At 56.8% G+C, this 16,817-nt stretch carries 16 protein-coding genes and 5 tRNA genes; 14 read left to right on the top strand and 7 right to left on the bottom strand.

The window, feature by feature from the left end; genetic code table 11:
- Nucleotides 1-38 precede the first annotated feature (38 nt).
- The 3 genes from glcE (at nt 39) to ACUN8H_RS06240 (ending at nt 2,873) form a co-directional block, all read left to right on the top strand.
- Nucleotides 39-1,139: a glycolate oxidase subunit GlcE gene (glcE, locus tag ACUN8H_RS06250; protein ID WP_445531284.1), complete on the top strand. Its 1,101-nt coding sequence runs from the start codon at nt 39-41 to the stop codon at nt 1,137-1,139.
- Between the two features lie 14 nt (nt 1,140-1,153).
- A complete protein-coding gene (gene glcF / locus ACUN8H_RS06245) occupies nt 1,154-2,392 on the top strand; it encodes a glycolate oxidase subunit GlcF (RefSeq protein ID WP_445531283.1) in 1,239 nt (412 codons plus the stop codon).
- A gap of 76 nt (nt 2,393-2,468) precedes the next feature.
- Nucleotides 2,469-2,873, top strand: coding sequence for a heme-binding protein (locus tag ACUN8H_RS06240; protein WP_445531282.1), 405 nt, complete (start codon nt 2,469-2,471; stop codon nt 2,871-2,873).
- Nucleotides 2,874-2,995: 122 nt separating this feature from the next.
- On the opposite strand, the gene ACUN8H_RS06235 is transcribed toward ACUN8H_RS06240, so the two are convergent.
- The 6 genes from ACUN8H_RS06235 to ACUN8H_RS06210 all read right to left on the bottom strand — a co-directional run bounded on the left by ACUN8H_RS06235 (nt 2,996) and on the right by ACUN8H_RS06210 (nt 4,518).
- Nucleotides 2,996-3,072 (bottom strand) — tRNA-Asp (locus ACUN8H_RS06235).
- 78 nt (nt 3,073-3,150) lie between these two features.
- Nucleotides 3,151-3,226 (bottom strand) — tRNA-Val (locus tag ACUN8H_RS06230).
- Nucleotides 3,227-3,277: 51 nt separating this feature from the next.
- Nucleotides 3,278-3,354 (bottom strand) — tRNA-Asp (locus ACUN8H_RS06225).
- Nucleotides 3,355-3,410: 56 nt separating this feature from the next.
- A tRNA-Asp gene (locus ACUN8H_RS06220) sits at nt 3,411-3,487 on the bottom strand.
- An 85-nt stretch (nt 3,488-3,572) separates the two neighbouring features.
- Nucleotides 3,573-3,648 (bottom strand) — tRNA-Val (locus tag ACUN8H_RS06215).
- 135 nt (nt 3,649-3,783) lie between these two features.
- Nucleotides 3,784-4,518, bottom strand: a complete 735-nt coding sequence (locus ACUN8H_RS06210) for an alpha/beta fold hydrolase (protein ID WP_445531281.1) — start codon at nt 4,516-4,518, stop codon at nt 3,784-3,786.
- Between the two features lie 164 nt (nt 4,519-4,682).
- On the opposite strand from ACUN8H_RS06210, the gene ccoN reads away from it, so the two are divergent.
- The 11 genes from ccoN (at nt 4,683) to fnr (ending at nt 15,829) form a co-directional block, all read left to right on the top strand.
- On the top strand, nt 4,683-6,107 hold the full coding sequence (ccoN, locus tag ACUN8H_RS06205; protein WP_445531280.1) for a cytochrome-c oxidase, cbb3-type subunit I: 1,425 nt from the start codon (nt 4,683-4,685) through the stop codon (nt 6,105-6,107).
- Between the two features lie 19 nt (nt 6,108-6,126).
- Nucleotides 6,127-6,735 (top strand): cytochrome-c oxidase, cbb3-type subunit II, encoded by a 609-nt coding sequence (ccoO, locus tag ACUN8H_RS06200; RefSeq protein ID WP_445531279.1) that lies wholly within the window; start codon nt 6,127-6,129, stop codon nt 6,733-6,735.
- 3 nt (nt 6,736-6,738) lie between these two features.
- Nucleotides 6,739-6,960 (top strand): cbb3-type cytochrome c oxidase subunit 3, encoded by a 222-nt coding sequence (locus ACUN8H_RS06195; protein ID WP_290696806.1) that lies wholly within the window; start codon nt 6,739-6,741, stop codon nt 6,958-6,960.
- A complete protein-coding gene (ccoP, locus tag ACUN8H_RS06190; RefSeq protein ID WP_445531278.1) occupies nt 6,960-7,889 on the top strand; it encodes a cytochrome-c oxidase, cbb3-type subunit III in 930 nt (309 codons plus the stop codon). Before ACUN8H_RS06195 ends, ccoP begins: the two co-directional genes overlap by 1 nt.
- Nucleotides 7,890-8,034: 145 nt before the next feature.
- Nucleotides 8,035-9,474, top strand: coding sequence for a cytochrome c oxidase accessory protein CcoG (gene ccoG / locus ACUN8H_RS06185; RefSeq protein ID WP_445531277.1), 1,440 nt, complete (start codon nt 8,035-8,037; stop codon nt 9,472-9,474).
- A 5-nt stretch (nt 9,475-9,479) separates the two neighbouring features.
- Nucleotides 9,480-10,013 (top strand): FixH family protein, encoded by a 534-nt coding sequence (locus ACUN8H_RS06180; protein WP_445531276.1) that lies wholly within the window; start codon nt 9,480-9,482, stop codon nt 10,011-10,013.
- Nucleotides 10,010-12,481, top strand: coding sequence for a heavy metal translocating P-type ATPase (locus tag ACUN8H_RS06175; RefSeq protein WP_445531275.1), 2,472 nt, complete (start codon nt 10,010-10,012; stop codon nt 12,479-12,481). Before ACUN8H_RS06180 ends, ACUN8H_RS06175 begins: the two co-directional genes overlap by 4 nt.
- Entirely contained in the window at nt 12,478-12,720 is a 243-nt protein-coding gene (ccoS, locus tag ACUN8H_RS06170; protein WP_445531274.1) for a cbb3-type cytochrome oxidase assembly protein CcoS, read from the top strand. Before ACUN8H_RS06175 ends, ccoS begins: the two co-directional genes overlap by 4 nt.
- Nucleotides 12,717-13,412, top strand: coding sequence for a sulfite exporter TauE/SafE family protein (locus ACUN8H_RS06165; RefSeq protein WP_445531273.1), 696 nt, complete (start codon nt 12,717-12,719; stop codon nt 13,410-13,412). Before ccoS ends, ACUN8H_RS06165 begins: the two co-directional genes overlap by 4 nt.
- Before the next feature lie 101 nt (nt 13,413-13,513).
- On the top strand, nt 13,514-14,953 hold the full coding sequence (gene hemN / locus ACUN8H_RS06160) for an oxygen-independent coproporphyrinogen III oxidase (RefSeq protein ID WP_445531272.1): 1,440 nt from the start codon (nt 13,514-13,516) through the stop codon (nt 14,951-14,953).
- Nucleotides 14,954-15,082: 129 nt separating this feature from the next.
- A complete protein-coding gene (fnr, locus tag ACUN8H_RS06155) occupies nt 15,083-15,829 on the top strand; it encodes a fumarate/nitrate reduction transcriptional regulator Fnr (RefSeq protein ID WP_445531271.1) in 747 nt (248 codons plus the stop codon).
- Here fnr and ttcA read toward each other — a convergent pair.
- Nucleotides 15,822-16,742: a tRNA 2-thiocytidine(32) synthetase TtcA gene (gene ttcA / locus ACUN8H_RS06150; RefSeq protein WP_445531270.1), complete on the bottom strand. Its 921-nt coding sequence runs from the start codon at nt 16,740-16,742 to the stop codon at nt 15,822-15,824. The two genes, fnr and ttcA, sit on opposite strands and share 8 nt — an antisense overlap.
- Nucleotides 16,743-16,817: the final 75 nt, after the last annotated feature.

Here is a 16,817-nt window from a genome sequence, read left to right as displayed (position 1 = left end):
AAGACAACCACTAGGCAAAATAAATATTGGAATAGACCATGACCGAATTAGCGATGCATGCCGCCGACCGCGATATCGCTGACACGCTGTGTGAGCAGGTGCGCAGTGCGTATGACGCACGCACGCCGCTACGTATTGTAGGCGGCGATACTCGCGCTTTTTATGGCCGACCGGTGGAAGGCCAAACGCTTCAGATGGCCGAACACAGCGGCATTGTCAGCTACGACCCGGTGGAGCTGATTGTTACCGTGCGCGCAGGTACGCGGCTGAGTGCGCTTCAAGCGGCGCTGGCGGAGAACCATCAGATGCTGGGGTTTGAACCGCCCGTGTTTGGCGAGCAAAGCACCATTGGTGGCGCGGTTGCGACCGGCCTTTCTGGCCCACGCCGCCCCTGGGCGGGTGCGGCGCGCGATTTTGTGCTCGGCACGCGGATAATCACTCAAGAGGGCAAGCTACTGCGTTTTGGTGGCGAAGTGATGAAAAATGTCGCTGGCTACGATCTTTCGCGCATGATGGCTGGCGCTCAGGGAACGCTTGGGGTACTGACCGATATTTCGTTTAAGGTGCTACCGATCCCCACTGCCACTCATAGCCTGCGTTTATCGCTCAACCTTAACGACGCGCTCAACAAGCTGGCCGAGCTGGGCCGTCAGCCGCTACCGATCACGGCGGCAGCGTGGCATAACGGCGAGCTCTTTCTGCGCTTAGAGGGGGGTAAAAGCTCGGTACAGGCAACTCAGGAACGCTTAGGCGGTGAATCGCTTGACCCAAGCTTCTGGACCTCCCTACGCGACCATCGCCAAGCATTTTTTCAGTGCCAAGAGGGCCAAGCATTGTGGCGGCTATCGCTGCCACCCAATACCGCCCCGCTGAACCTGGATATTGCCGAGAGCGATATATTCTACGACTGGGCGGGGTGCCAGCGCTGGGTAAAAACAGCGCTGGATGCTGATACGCTGCGCGCTGCCTGCAAAGCGGTGGGTGGCCATGCCACCTGCTATACGCCGCATGCCCAAGGCGGCGCCGCTGAGCCTTTCACACCGCTGAACGCGGTGGTGGAAAAATATCATCGTAACTTAAAGGCGGAGCTGGATGCCCATGGCATATTCAATCCCGGTCGTCTTTATGCGGCGTTTTAATCAGGAGAGCTGACATGCAGACGCACTTTACCGATGCCGACCGTCAGAAGCCGCACATTCAGGAAGCAGAGAGCATTTTGCGCACCTGCGTTCACTGCGGCTTCTGTAACGCCACCTGCCCCACCTACCAATTGTTGGGCGACGAGCGCGATGGCCCGCGCGGGCGCATCTATTTGATGAAGGAGTTGCTAGAGAGCCGCGACGATGACGACCAGGTCACCGAAGAGACTCGCCTGCACCTTGACCGCTGCCTTACCTGCCTTAACTGTGAAACCACCTGCCCTTCCGGCGTGGAGTACCACAAGCTACTCAATATTGGCCGTGCCGAAATCGAGCGTCGTGTGCCCCGCCCGGCGGGCGAGCGGGCGCAGCGCTATGCCCTGCGTAAGATGATGGTCGAACCCAAACGCTTTCAGGCGCTGCTAAAGCTGGGGCAAACCTTTAAACCGCTAGTGCCCGGCAAGCTGCGCAATAAAATGCCGGCGGCCCCGGTGGATGCGGGCACGCGTCCTGATACGCACCGCCATACTCGGCAGGTACTGCTTTTGGAAGGCTGCGTTCAGCCGGGCCTGTCACCCAATACCAATGCCGCCACGGCGCGGATTCTGGATAGACTTGGCATTGGCGTGACGCCGGTCGCCGAAGCTGGCTGCTGTGGCGCGGTTGATTTTCACCTCAACGCTCAGGACGATGGCCGAGCGCGGATGCGCGCCAATATTGACGCTTGGTGGCCTTACATTGAACAAGGCGCGGAAGCCATCGTTCAAACCGCCAGCGGTTGCGGCGCCTTTGTAAAAGAGTATGGCTACATGCTCAAGGATGACCCCGACTACGCCGTCAAAGCGCAAAAGGTCAGCACCCTGGCCAAAGATATTGTCGAAATCTTGCGCGATGAACCGTTAGAAACACTGAACGTTAACGAATCAAAGCGGCTAGCATTTCACTGCCCTTGTACGCTACAACATGCCCAGAAGCTTAACGGCGCAGTGGAAGGCGTACTGACCAAGCTCGGCTTTTCGTTAACGCCAGTGCAGGATGCACACCTCTGCTGCGGTTCGGCGGGTACTTACTCGATTACCCAACCCGAGCTTGCCACGCAGTTGCGCGATAATAAGCTCAATGCGCTTGAAGCAGGCAACCCGGAAATGATTGTGACCGCCAATATCGGCTGTCAGACCCACTTGGCCGGTGCCAATCGAACGCCGGTGCGCCATTGGGTGGAAATCGTCGATGCGGCACTTCCTAGCGCTTAATGATTAATACTTAACCCCCTGGCCGCGCTGCAGGTTAATAGCGCGGCCCTCACTCCCTTGCTAAAAGGATTACACCATGCAAACAAAAGCCATTCTCGCCCAAGCCGATGTAATTAGCGTACTCGATGCGGCGCAGAAAGAAGCCGACACCAATAGCTGGCCAGTCACCATCGCGGTCACCGACGACGGCGGCCACCTGCTGGCTTTGCGTCGCCTGGATGGCGCTGCCCCGTTTAGTGCCGATGTCGCCACGCAAAAGGCCCGCAGCGCAGCGCTCGGCCGTAAAGAGACCCAAGTGTTTGAAGAAATGATCAATGGTGGCCGCACAGCGTTCATTTCTGCGCCGCTGCAGGGCCTGCTGTCAGGCGGTGTGCCGATCACCGTGGATGGTCATGTGGTAGGCGCTGTCGGCATTTCAGGCGTAAAACCCGATCAGGATGTGCAAGTCGCTAAGGCTGGCGTTAGCGCGATTACGGGTTAATCACTGCGCTATCGGCTATCCACAAAAAGCGCTTAGCCACGAAAAAGCCCGGATCATTGATCCGGGCTTTTTTGGAATTCGTTTGGCTAATGCCAAGAGTATTTCTTCTAACTAGCGCTTAATGGCGGACCGGACGAGACTCGAACTCGCGACCTCCGGCGTGACAGGCCGGCATTCTAACCGACTGAACTACCGGTCCACGTTAAGGCGCATCTATTACAACCATCGTATGCATAACAATTTCAGCGGTTCAGAGGCGCTTCAAGCTGTTAAGCGATGGTGGGTGGTACTGGGTTCGAACCAGTGACCCCCAGCTTGTAAGGCTGGTGCTCTCCCAACTGAGCTAACCACCCAATCAATTAGCAAGTCATTACCGACTCTACTAATCTAGCTAGCTGTTATCGTGGCGGACCGGACGAGACTCGAACTCGCGACCTCCGGCGTGACAGGCCGGCATTCTAACCGACTGAACTACCGGTCCGAATTGCGATAACACTTTAAAGCTAACTACCTATCAAGCAGATAGTGATTTGATGTTGGCGGACCGGACGAGACTCGAACTCGCGACCTCCGGCGTGACAGGCCGGCATTCTAACCGACTGAACTACCGGTCCGTTATGCACATCAAAACTTAATCATACTTTTCATTTCTTACTTTCTCACTTCACGTTTCCAAACCATTTTCAGCATAACTAAATATGGTGGGTGGTACTGGGTTCGAACCAGTGACCCCCAGCTTGTAAGGCTGGTGCTCTCCCAACTGAGCTAACCACCCGCTGGTCACGTGGCGCTGCATTCTACCGAATACTTGAGGGAAGTCAACCTACTTGGTTTAAAAACTGTGTTTAAAACCTGCTACTAACATCAGCGTTTAAAACAGCATGTTTCTTAATCCAAGTGGCAAAGCACTTCACTCTACGTCTGGCGTTTGAGCGCGGACGAAGGATGCCGCAACCTGGGTGGCTTCGTCAATCAAAACCGTTTGGGTTAGCCCAGAAGAGCGCCTGGGCTTGAAATCGTGATCGCCGTCTTTTAGCCAAGCCAACTGTGCATTCGCGGGCAACGTGTAGCTTTCGACCTCTTCCCGAGTACCAAAGGGATCTCGCCCACCTTGTAAAATCAGCATCGGACAAACGGTCGCTGGCCAGTGATCCAAACGAAGCTTGTCAGGCGCTTTAGTAGGATGAAAGGGGTAACCGGCCACCACCACACCGGGGCATGTTTGCTGGCTGGCTAGCAGCGTCGCCACACGACCACCCATTGATTTACCGCCCACCCATAAGGGCATTGAAAATAGCGGCGCAAGTAACGCGTACCACCCCGCCAGTTGCTTGACTGACTGGGCGATGGGGGGCGGCGGTCGCCGCTTGCCGGTTTCCTGCATCTGCTGCATATAGGGGAAATCGATGCACAGCACCTGAACCCCGCGATCCGCCAAAGAGGTGACAAATTGACGCATGAAGGGTGATTGATGACCAGCGCCTGCCCCATGGGCAAACAGCAAGCGGCCCAGGCGGGCTTCTCCATAAACCGCCAACGGACCCATGCCCTGCACCAGATAACAGCCGCTTGAGTCGCTATTCACCACCTCGCTTAATGCCTCTGGCGGTAGAGAAATGTAGTCAGACAAAGGGCAGTGAGACACGTACCACTCCTAATAATTCAGTGATTAACCTATTGGGATGTTCAGCTTAAGCCCCGGCTGCGCTAGAATCCTGGTCGGATCTTGACCTGCATCATCAAGCGGGTGGCCGCATCCGTGCAAAATGCCACGGGTTACCCCCTAACCGCGTTCGATGGGAACATGAAATGAGCACAGCATTAGAACACCCGACCTACAACTACAAGGTGGTTCGGCAGTTCGCGATTATGACCGTTGTTTGGGGCATTGTGGGAATGACCTTTGGTGTCATCCTTGCCTCGCAGCTGGTTTGGCCGCAACTGAACCTCGGCATACCTTGGACGAGCTTTGGGCGTCTTCGTCCGTTACATACAAACCTGGTGATCTTCGCCTTCGGCGGATCGGCGCTTTTTGCAACGTCCTACTACGTTGTTCAGCGAACGTGCCAGACACGGCTATTCTCGGACAGGCTGGCGGCCTTTACGTTCTGGGGCTGGCAAGCTGTGATTCTCTCAGCGATCGTGTCGCTCCCCATGGGTTTCACTTCGACCAAAGAGTACGCTGAGCTAGAGTGGCCAATCGATATTTTGATCGCGATCGTTTGGGTTAGTTATGCTGCTGTGTTCTTAATGACGATCAAAAAACGTACAACGTCGCATATCTATGTGGCGAACTGGTTCTTCGCGGCGTTTATCTTGACCGTTGCTGTGCTGCACATTGTGAATAATGCGGCGATTCCTGTGTCGCCAATGTACGCCACCTCAATCTACGCCGGTGCGGTGGATGCCATGGTGCAGTGGTGGTACGGCCATAACGCGGTAGGCTTTTTCCTCACTGCTGGCTTCCTGGGAATGATGTATTACTTCGTACCCAAGCAGGCGGAACGCCCGATCTACTCTTACCGTCTTTCCATCGTCCATTTCTGGGCGCTGATCATGATCTACATGTGGGCAGGCCCGCACCACTTGCACTACACGGCACTGCCTAACTGGGCTCAGTCGCTGGGCATGGTGATGTCGATCATTCTACTGGCCCCTTCCTGGGGCGGTATGATCAACGGCATGATGACCCTATCAGGCGCCTGGCATAAGCTGCGCACGGATCCGACGCTGCGCTTTTTGGTCGTCGCCCTGTCGTTCTACGGCATGTCGACGTTTGAAGGCCCGATGATGGCCATTAAAACGGTCAACGCGCTGTCGCACTACACGGACTGGACCATTGGTCACGTTCACTCCGGCGCCCTCGGCTGGGTGGCAATGATCACCATCGGCTCGATGTACCACTTGATCCCACGGGTTTTCGGGCGTACTGAAATGCACTCTGTCAATCTGATTGCGGTGCACTTCTGGCTCGCCACGATCGGCACCGTGCTGTACATCGCCTCCATGTGGGTTAACGGTATCCTGCAAGGCCTCATGTGGCGGGCCATCAACCCTGACGGCACCTTGATGTACACCTTCGTTGAAGCCGTTGAAGCCAGCGCACCGGGCTACTTTGTGCGCTTAATCGGCGGCCTCTTCTGGGTCACCGGCATGCTGATCATGGCATTTAACGTTTACATGACCGTTAAGCGTCGTGAGGCTATCAGCCATTCAGCGCCACAAGTTGCCTAAACCGGGGAAGTTGAGACCAATGAAACACGAGATTGTCGAAAAGAACGTTGGCCTGCTTGCCGTATTGATCCTTGTCGTGATCAGTTTCGCTGGCTTGGCCGAGGTCGTTCCGCTGTTTTTCCAGAAGCAGACCACCGAGCCGGTTGAAGGGCTGGAGCCGCTCTCCGCACTTGAGTTAGAAGGGCGAGGCATTTATCGCCGTGAAGGTTGTGTGGGCTGTCACTCACAAATGGTGCGCCCGTTCCGCGCTGAAACCGAGCGCTATGGTCACTACAACGTGGCCGGTGAACAGGTTTATGAGCACAACTTCCTGTGGGGCTCCAAGCGTACCGGGCCAGACCTGGCCCGTGTTGGCGGCCGCTATAGCGACGACTGGCACCGTGCTCACCTCTACAACCCCCGGGATGTAGTACCTGAGTCGATCATGCCAGCCTACCCGTGGCTGTTTGAGAATACGCTCGATGGTGAATCCACGCCGAACAAAATGCGCACGCTGCGTCAATTGGGCGTGCCGTATACCGACGAAGACATTGCCAATGCGACTGAAGATGTGCGCGGCACCCAGGAAATCACCGCCCTGGTCGCATATCTACAGCAGCTTGGCACCGTGCTCGAGGGTACTCGCTAAGCTATGGATACGGGAACTTTTCGCGGCCTCATGACGCTGATCTTGATTTTCGCTTTTATCGGTATCGCCCTGTGGGCGTACTCCAAGCGACGCAAGCCAGATTTCGACGAAGCGGCTAATTTGCCCTTTGCCGACGACGATGAGCAACCGACCAGTGATGAGCACGCTTCGCGTGAAAGCGACAGTGACGCGCATTCCCGCCAAGACAGGGGAGATAAGAAGTGATGAACAATTTGTGGGGTGACTCCCTATCCGGCTTCTGGAGCGCCTGGATCATTATCATCACGCTCGGCACGATTGCGCTGAGCGTTTGGATACTGCTTGCCAACCGCCGCACCGATAAAACACCTGACGCTGAGGGTAATGTCGAAACGACCGGCCACGCCGCCGACGGCATTGAAGAGTATGACAATCCGCTGCCCAAATGGTGGTTCCAGCTATTTGTACTGACCGTGGTGTTTGCACTGGGCTACCTAGTGCTCTACCCCGGCCTTGGCAACTACGCAGGCGTGCTGGGCTGGACGCAAGAAGGCCAATGGGAAGAAGAGGTCGCTCAGGCTGAAGAGCGTTTCACGCCGATCTTTGCTCAATACCAGGAAGTGCCTATTCCCGAACTCGCCGAAGATTCTGAAGCGATGCAGGTCGCGGAGCGTATTTTTCAGAATAACTGCGCGGTATGTCACGGCTCCAATGCGCAAGGCGGTTACGGCTTCCCCAACTTGACCGATGACGACTGGTTATATGGCGGCGAGCCGGACAACATCGTCCAGACGCTGACCAATGGCCGTAATGGCAACATGCCTTCCTGGCAACAGCTGGGACAGAACAATATTGAGAATTTGACGCAATATGTCCTGTCGCTGTCTGACGAGGAACATGATGCTGAGCGCGCAGCGAGCGGTGAAAGCACCTTCATGGCGGTTTGTGCTGCCTGCCACGGCCCAAGCGGCACTGGTAATCAGGCCTTAGGTGCCCCCAACCTAACTGACAATACTTGGCTCTACCTAGCGCCTGGCCAGGAGGTGGGCGATTCCGTTCGTCAAACGTTACGCAATGGTCGTAACGGCCATATGCCTGCGCAAGCCGCGTATATTGGCGAAGAGCGCGTTCACCTGGTGGCTGCCTACGTCTATAGCCTGCGCTTAGCAGACTGATCGTCGACCAGCAACGCTAGCCAAGAAAGGGTGCGGCCCCAAACCGCACCCTTTCTTTATGCACAACCCGATACAATATTGGCCATGCACCGCCTTACGAGACTGGGGTGCACTCTCTCCTGCCTTCTGAGCCGGGAATACCGCCATGGAAAAGATACCGACCCAAGACGTCACGCCGAACCCGGTGGGTTACCACACGCCCCCGCGTGAAACGGTGAGCCAGGAAATGTACGCTAAGCGGCGCCACATTTATGTACGGGAAATTAAAGGTTTTTTCCAGAAGCTCCGGCGCAGCACTAACTGGGCATTAATGCTGCTTTTTTTCCTATTGCCGTGGATCAACATCGGTGACAGGCCGTTAATTTTGTTCGACCTGCCTAATCGCGAATTTCATATTTTTACCGCTACGTTTTACCCCCAGGAGTTCATTCTGCTGTCGTGGCTGTTGATCATTTGCGCCTTTGGGCTGTTCTTCATTACCGTCTTTGCTGGCCGGGTATGGTGCGGTTACACCTGTCCGCAAAGCGTTTGGACCTTCCTGTTTATTTGGTTTGAACACCGCCTTGAAGGCTCGCGCAATCGACGCATGAAGCTCGACAACCAGCCGATGACCAAAGACAAAGCCTGGCGTAAAGGCGCTAAGCACACCGCTTGGCTACTGATTTCACTTGCCACCGGTATCACTTTTGTAGGGTATTTCACCCCGATACGCGATCTCGTCGCGGAATTACCCACCCTCCAGGCCCATGGCTGGTCCTATTTTTGGGTTGGCTTTTTCCTGGTCTTTACCTATTTAAATGCTGGCTGGCTACGCGAACAGGTGTGTATCTATATGTGCCCCTATGCACGTTTTCAGTCGGTGATGTTTGACCGTGATACGCTGATCGTCTCTTATGATGAGTCCCGTGGCGAACCCCGCGGCCATCGCCCCAAAAGCCTAAGCCATCCAGAGGCTCGTGAAGCAGGCTACGGCGACTGTATCGACTGCGACCTGTGTGTGCAGGTCTGCCCCACCGGCATCGATATCCGTGACGGTCTACAGGTAGAGTGCATCTCCTGCGCGGCCTGTATCGATGCCTGCGATAGCGTCATGGACAAGATGGGTTACCCGAGAGGGCTGGTACGCTACACGACCGAAAACGCACTCGAGGGGAAAAAGAGCCATATCATGCGCCCCCGCCTGCTAGGTTACTTCGCGGCGCTAGTGCTCATGATAGGCACCTTTGCCTGGGCCATTAATGACCGCATGCCGCTTAACTTCGACGCGGAACGCGAGCGCACGCAGCTCTATCAAACGACCCGCGACGGCCTGATTAGTAATGTGTTTACCCTGACCATACGTAATCTTGATGACCAGGATCACACCTACCAGCTAAGCGCCTCGGGGTTACCTAGCCTGGCCCTGGATAACCCCCTGATTAGCGTGCCGGCAGGTGAGTCACGCCTGGAAGTGGTGACGGCAACCGTTAGTCCTGACGATTTGCAGCAACCCAGTCACGACATTGTCTTTACATTGCAGGCTCAGCAAGACGACCGTATTCGCCTTGAGCGGGAAGCCCGCTTCCTGGGCGATATTAGGAGATAAACACGATGTCATCCCTACCCGCTAGCAAGAAGGTGACACCCTGGTACAAGCAGTTTTGGCCATGGTTTTTAATCGGCATTCTGCTCTCGTCGATTATCGTCAGCACCGGCTTTGCCGTTATGTCGATCAAAAGTTTCGACGGCATGGTGGTACAGGAAGATTACTACGAGCACGGCAAAGCCATTAACATGGTGCTTGCCAAACAGGAGCACGCGCGTGAGTTAAACCTGAGCGCCGACTTACGAATCGACCCGCTGACCAGCGATATCGTGGTTGATTTAAGCGGCGAGGCCCGCCCGGAAGCGCTCTTTTTAGACCTTATTTTCCCCACGGAAGATAACCGGGACCAATCGTTTGTGTTGGAGCATGTGCGTGATGGCCGTTATATCACCCAAGGGCCTGATAACCTGCGCTACCGCTGGTACCTGCAAATACAGCCCGCATTGGAAGATGCCGACTGGCGGCTAACCGGGGAAGCCACTTTCCCTAATGAAAACAGCGTCGCGCTACTGCCGGGAGGGCGCAAAGAAAGCGAATGAGCAATGCCGTGCCTGCCACTGAGTGCTACCACTGCGGTAATCCGGTGCCCGCCGCGGCCCCCTGGTCGATTACCCTTGATGATCAAATCCGCCCGCTTTGCTGCCCCGGCTGCGAGGCGGTCGCCCATGCCATTGTCGATGGCGGCTTAGAGAGCTACTACCGTTATCGCACCGAACTTCCTGAACGCCCCGATGAACGTCAGGCCGCCAAAGCGGATACGTGGTCGGTGTTCGACGACCCTGGCCTGCAGGCCCAGTTCGTTCACCCCGATGGCGATGAGGGAAATGTAAAAGCGACCCTTGCTATTGAGGGCATTACCTGCGCCGCCTGTGCCTGGCTGATCGAACACCGCCTGAACGCGCTTGAGGGAATTACTTCCAGCGCGGTGAACTTAACCCATCATCGCCTGCGGGTGAGCTGGAATCCCCAGCAGCTGAAACTATCACAACTGCTGGCCGAACTGGCGGCGATTGGTTACGACGCTCAGCCCTACGAACCGGATCAAGCTCAGGCGCGCCTGCAGCACGAAGAGCGCATGAACGTGCGACGCCTGATTATCGCCGCGGTAGGGATGATGCAAGTGATGATGTTCTCGATCCCGATCTACGTTTCGGGCCCCGGTGAAATCAGCGACGACTTCTACGCCCTATTCCACTGGCTCTCATTTGCGCTGGCAACGCCGGTGGTGTTTTTCTCCGCCCAACCGTTCTTCCGCAATGCGCTGCGCGATCTGCGCACGGGCGTGCTAGGGATGGATGTGCCGGTGTCGCTGGCGATTGGCGGGGCGTATCTTGCCAGCAGCTACGCGGTACTGTTTGATGTCGGCGAGGTCTATTTCGACTCGGTCGCCATGTTCACCTTCTTTTTGCTGTTTGGCCGCTACGTGGAAGGTCGCGCCAGGCGCCGCAGCGGGCACAGCGGCAATGCGCTTAGCGGCGTACTACCTATTTCGGCCACGCGACTGGAGCAAGACGGCAGCGAGCGTATCCTACCCGCCAGCGAACTTACACCCGGTGATCGCGTACTGATCAAGCCCGGCCACGGCGTGCCCGCCGACGGCATGATTGAAGAGGGCGAATCCAGCCTCGATGAATCGATGCTGACCGGCGAATATCTGCCGGTCACCCGCCGGGTGGGCGACCGCATTGTCGGCGGCAGCCAGAACATGGAAAACCCACTGGTAATCAGGGTCACCCACGCCGGGCGCGATGCCCGTGTGGCGGGCATTGTCGATCTTACCGATCGGGCTTTTGCCAGTCGCCCTAGGCTTGCCCAGATGGCTGCACGCATGGCGCATCTGTTCGTGCTGCGCCTGCTGCTGGTGACCGCCTGCGTCACGATTGCCTGGTGGTTTATCGATCCTTCGCGAATGTTGTGGGTACTGCTTTCGGTACTGGTCGTGACGTGCCCCTGTGCGCTCGCGCTGGCCACCCCCGCCGCCCTGACGGCAGGCCACGGCCAACTGCGTAAGCGCGGTGTGTTGATCACCCGTGCCGATGCCATGGAGACACTCTCTAGCGTCACCCGAGTGATTTTTGATAAAACCGGCACGCTGACCCGCGGCGAAATGCACCTGACCCAAACCCAGCCGCTGGGCGAATTAACCGCCGAGCGTGCCCAGGCAGTTGCGGCAGCGCTCGAAGCACACTCGGAACACCCCATCGCCCGCGCCTTTCGACCGTTTCGTGATGCCACCCTCCATGCCCACGACATTCGCAGCCATACCGGCCAGGGCCTGGAAGGCACATTGAACGGCAACCGGTGGCGTTTGGGCAAGCCCCACTTTGCAATGGATAGCGCCGCTGAAAGCTCCACCTCAGCCCCCGCCAAAGGGCAGTGGCTGCTGCTAAGCGAAAATGGCGAGCCCCGCGCCTGGTTTGGCCTGCATGACGGTATTCGCGATGACGCCGCCGCCACGGTGGCGGCGCTGCAGGCCACGGGTTTAAACGTCGAATTGCTCTCTGGGGACACTGTCGATGCCGTAGAGAGCCTCGCCAACCAACTCAATATTACTACCTGGCATGCGGGCACCAGCCCTGAAGGTAAACTGGCCCGAATGAAAGCGCTTCAAGCTGCTGGCGAAAAGGTGGTGATGATTGGTGACGGCATCAATGACGTGCCGGTATTAGCCGGTGCCGATGTGGCCATTGCCATGAATGGCGCAACGGACCTGGCGCGCACCCGCGCCGACGCGGTACTGCTAAGCCCACGGCTAATGCGGATTTATGATGCCATCGAGATTTCCCGCGCGACGAGGCGTATCATGCGGCAGAATATGATCTGGTCAGTGTGCTATAACTTTTCCGCGCTGCCGCTAGCGGCCATGGGACTGGTACCGCCCTGGCTGGCGGCCATTGGTATGTCGCTCAGCTCGCTCGTGGTGGTGGGCAATGCGCTGCGGCTGTCACGCTGGCGTACGAACCCGCCCGCTGCTTCGCCCAGCGCTTCAACGCCGGTAACCGCATGACGATTCTGTATCTGCTCATTCCGCTTTCGCTGATTCTGCTGGGCCTTGCCGTCTGGGCATTTTTCTGGGCGGTCAAAAACGACCAGTTCGACGATCTGGAAGGCCCGGCGCACCGTATCCTGTTCGATGAAGACGAGAACGACCTAACCCCTGAACAGCACCAGCAACGTCAGCGCACTAAGCAAAAGCCGCCCCCCCCCGCCGAACACTCAACCGACGACCAAGAGCCTCGGTCATGAACCCAACGGGCCTCGACCTACCGCCACTGCTGGCGGCGTTTGTGTTTGGTTTGATGGGAGGCGCCCACTGCATCGGCATGTGCGGGGGCATTATGAGCGCACTCACTTTTGCGATACCGCCCAGCATGCGTCACCCCGCACGTATGGGTGGCCTGCTGCTCAGCTACAACGCCGGCCGTATCATTAGCTATATGAGTGCAGGCGCCCTGGTGGCGCTGTTAGGCACGCTGGCTTCCCTTTCAGGCACGGCGCGAATGCTGCTGCAAATCTTTGCCGCCCTAATGCTGATATTAATGGCGCTGTATATCGCCAACTGGTGGAAAGGGTTACTCAAGGTAGAAGCGGTGGGCCGCCGCCTATGGCGGTTTATCGAGCCGGTGGGGCGGCGTTTAATGCCGGTGGTGCATCTTCCCCAAGCCTTTGCGCTGGGCGCCATTTGGGGCTGGCTACCCTGCGGGCTGGTCTACTCCATGCTGGCCTGGAGCCTGGCAATCGCCGACCCATTGCAGGGGGCACTGCTAATGGGCGCCTTTGGGCTGGGCACGCTGCCTGCACTTTTGGCCACCGGGCTTGCCGCGCGCCAGCTAAGTCACTTGATTCGTCACCCGGCCACGCGCAGCGTCGCGGCCATAACGATCATTGCGTTCGCGTTGTGGCAACTGTGGACAGTCACCGCACACAACTTGCATTAACATGACTTGGCTCAATATTTATATCGGCGCCGCGCGTTAGGCTGGCTCTGGCTTTGAAAAAACAGCCTTTAAAACGCCCCTTTTAACGCCGGAGCCACTTCATGCCCGTTCATGCCCTAGCGGCTTCTTCTACAACGACCTCAACCACGACCAAGCCAGCCACCGGGCAGGCGGCGTGGGATGAAGCCTTGCTGCGCCGCTACGATACCAGCGGGCCGCGCTATACCTCCTACCCCACCGCGTTGTCGTTTCACGACCAATTTACCCCGGGCGACTTAACCCAGGCGTTAGAACGCAGCAATGAAGGCCAGCGCCCCCTCTCGCTGTATGTGCATATCCCCTTCTGCCATAAAATTTGCTTTTACTGTGCGTGTAATAAAATAGCCACTAAGAACACGGCACTGGCCGAGCCCTATTTGACTCGTCTGGATCGTGAAATGGTGCTGACTGCTCGCCACCTGGATACGTCACGGCCGGTGGAGCAGCTGCATTGGGGCGGCGGAACACCGACGTTTCTAAGTTTGAATCAAATGGGTGATCTGATAGACCGCCTGGATGCGCGCTTTGGCCTTTCGTCCTCTCCTGGGCGCGATTACGCCATTGAAATAGACCCACGCGAAGCGGACGTATTTACCCTACGCCATCTACAGTCGCTGGGGTTTAATCGTATTAGCCTGGGCGTACAAGATCTTAGCCCGCTAGTGCAGAAAGCCATTAACCGCATTCAACCACGGGTACTCACTGAAACGTTGATGGACGAAGCGCACCGCCTGGGCTTTCGCTCGTTGAACCTGGATTTGATTTACGGCCTGCCGTTTCAAACCGAAAAGAGCTTTGCGCGCACCCTACGCCAAGTGATCGAGTTGAACCCTGCCCGGCTTTCAATCTTTAACTATGCCCATCTGCCCGAGCGTTTTGCTCCCCAGCGCCGGATTAATGTCGATGACCTGCCGAGTGGCGATGAGAAACTGGCTATTTTACGCACGACCATTGAGATGCTCACGGCGGCAGGTTACGTGCATATCGGTATGGATCACTTTGCCCGCCCGGATGACAGCTTGGCGATGGCTCAGAGTGAAGGCTCGCTGCAGCGTAACTTTCAGGGCTACTCTAGCCACGCTCAGTGCGACTTACTGGGGCTTGGCGTATCGGCGATCTCGCGCATCGATGACGTCTATGCGCAGAACCCGAGTGACCTCGCCCGCTACGAAACGGCGCTAGACCAAGGCCAGTTGGCGACGGTGCGCGGGCTGCGCTTGAGTCACGATGATCTGATTCGCCGGGACGTGATTGAGCGGCTAATGTGTGCGATGCAGATTGACCTAACCGACGTTAGCCAGCGCTGGAATATCGACGCCCCACGCTACTTTGCGCCAGCGCTGGAGCGCTTACAGGACGCCGAGCTCGATGGCTTGCTGACACGCAGCGGCGATCGGCTCAGCGCGACACCGATAGGACGCCTGCTGATACGCCACCTCGCCATGGCGTTTGATGCGCACCTGCCGCAGCATACGGGTCAACGTTACTCAAAGGTTATATAAACACCCTGTCGCCGACCCCGTGAAGCTTCCATACTGAAGTTTTGATAATAGGGAAGGCCTACCTCAGCTCAGCGTGGTGATTACCTTAAAGGTAAGACGCTACTCAAGGAGCTACCTAAGGAGCCATGCATGTTGGAACCCATAGGCCGCCGACGCTCGCTACTCCATGAAGCTCGCTGCCAAACCTGCAGTTTGAGCTCTCTATGCTTGCCGCTTGCTCTTGAGATAGACGATATGGGGCAGTTCGATGCCATTATTCGCCGCCGTTCGCCGCTCAAAAAAGGCGAGCCGCTGTTTCGTCAAGGCGATACCTTTACCAGCGTTTATGCGGTGCGCTCGGGTAGCTTGAAGCAGGTGACGGCAGAGGGAAACGGCAGCGAACAGTTGACAAATTTCTACCTTCCCAGCGAGCTGGTAGGGCTGGACGGGATCGATGAAAAGCACTATCCAGGCAGCGTGATTGCCCTGGAAACCACCACCGTTTGCGAGATTCCTTTTGATCGCCTGGATTCACTCTCTGAAGAACTGCCCGAGTTGCGTGGGCAGCTCTATCGCAGTATGAGCAAAGAGTTGCGCGACGACCGGCGTATGATGCGCCTGCTGTCGCGTAAGACCGCCGACCAGCGGCTAGCGAGCTTCTTAATCACGCTCTCGGATCGTTTTCGCCGCCGGGGCTATTCGCCCTACAGCTTTCGCCTTTCGATGCCGAGAGCGGATATCGGCAACTACCTGGGCTTGGCAGTGGAAACCGTCAGCCGGATTTTAAGCCGCTTTCAACAGCAGCACGTGGTGGCGGTCTCCGGGCGAGAGGTCAATATTCTTGATATGCAGCGCTTGATCACCCTCGCCGAAGAGGAGCAGCAAACGGTTAGCTGACGTTGAACGCCTGGATGCGGCCAGCCAGTAGCTCGGCCTGCTTCGCTTCTAACCCTTCAAAATCGAACAGGGTGCGATCTGCCAGCTGCGAAGGCGCAATATTGGTAACGGCTTTGAACATGCTTTCCAGGCGGCCGGGGAATTTTTTATCCCATTCGGCGAGCATCTCTTTGACGACCTGGCGCTGCATATTGGGCTGAGAGCCGCACAGGTTGCAGGGAATAATCGGGAACTCCATTAACCGGGAGAACTCGGCAATATCGGCTTCTTTGCAGTAAGCCAGCGGCCGGATAACGATATTCTTGCCATCATCAGAGAGCAGCTTAGGCGGCATCGCTTTTAGGTTGCCACCAAAAAACATATTCAGAAACAGCGTCTCGAGGATGTCTTCACGGTGGTGGCCCAAGGCGATTTTGTTGGCACCAATCTCTTCGGCAAAACCATAGAGTGAGCCACGGCGCAGGCGTGAACAGAGCGCGCAGGTGGTTTTGCCTTCTGGGGTTTTCTCTTTCACCACCGAGTAAGTATCGCGCTCGACGATGTGGTACTCCACGCCCTGCTTATCCAGATACGCAGGCAATACATGCTCAGGAAAACCGGGCTGTTTTTGATCCAGATTGACCGCCACCAGTGAGAAGTTGACCGGCGCATTGCGCTGCAGATTGCGTAAAATCTCCAGCATCGTATAGCTGTCCTTTCCCCCTGAGAGGCACACCATGACGCGGTCGCCTTCATTGATCATCTGGTAATCAATAATGGCGTTGCCCACCTCTCGGCGCAGGCGCTTTTGCAGCTTGTTGAATTCACGTTTCTGCTTCGCATCGGCCAGTTCAGACTGGTCGTGCGCAACGTTAGCGGGGCTGGCTCCAACCGTGTCAAGGTGAGCAGGGTCAAAGTGATCAAGAGATTGCATGGTATAAGCACTGCCGAGGGTGGAAGGCATCAAAGAAAAAAGTGGCTGCTATTCTAACAACACTCACCGCCCAGA

It is taken from the genome of Vreelandella sp. V005, assembly GCF_052645115.1.
The sequence above is the reverse complement of the archived record's forward strand: the minus strand, read 5'-3'. Positions and strand labels throughout refer to the sequence as shown.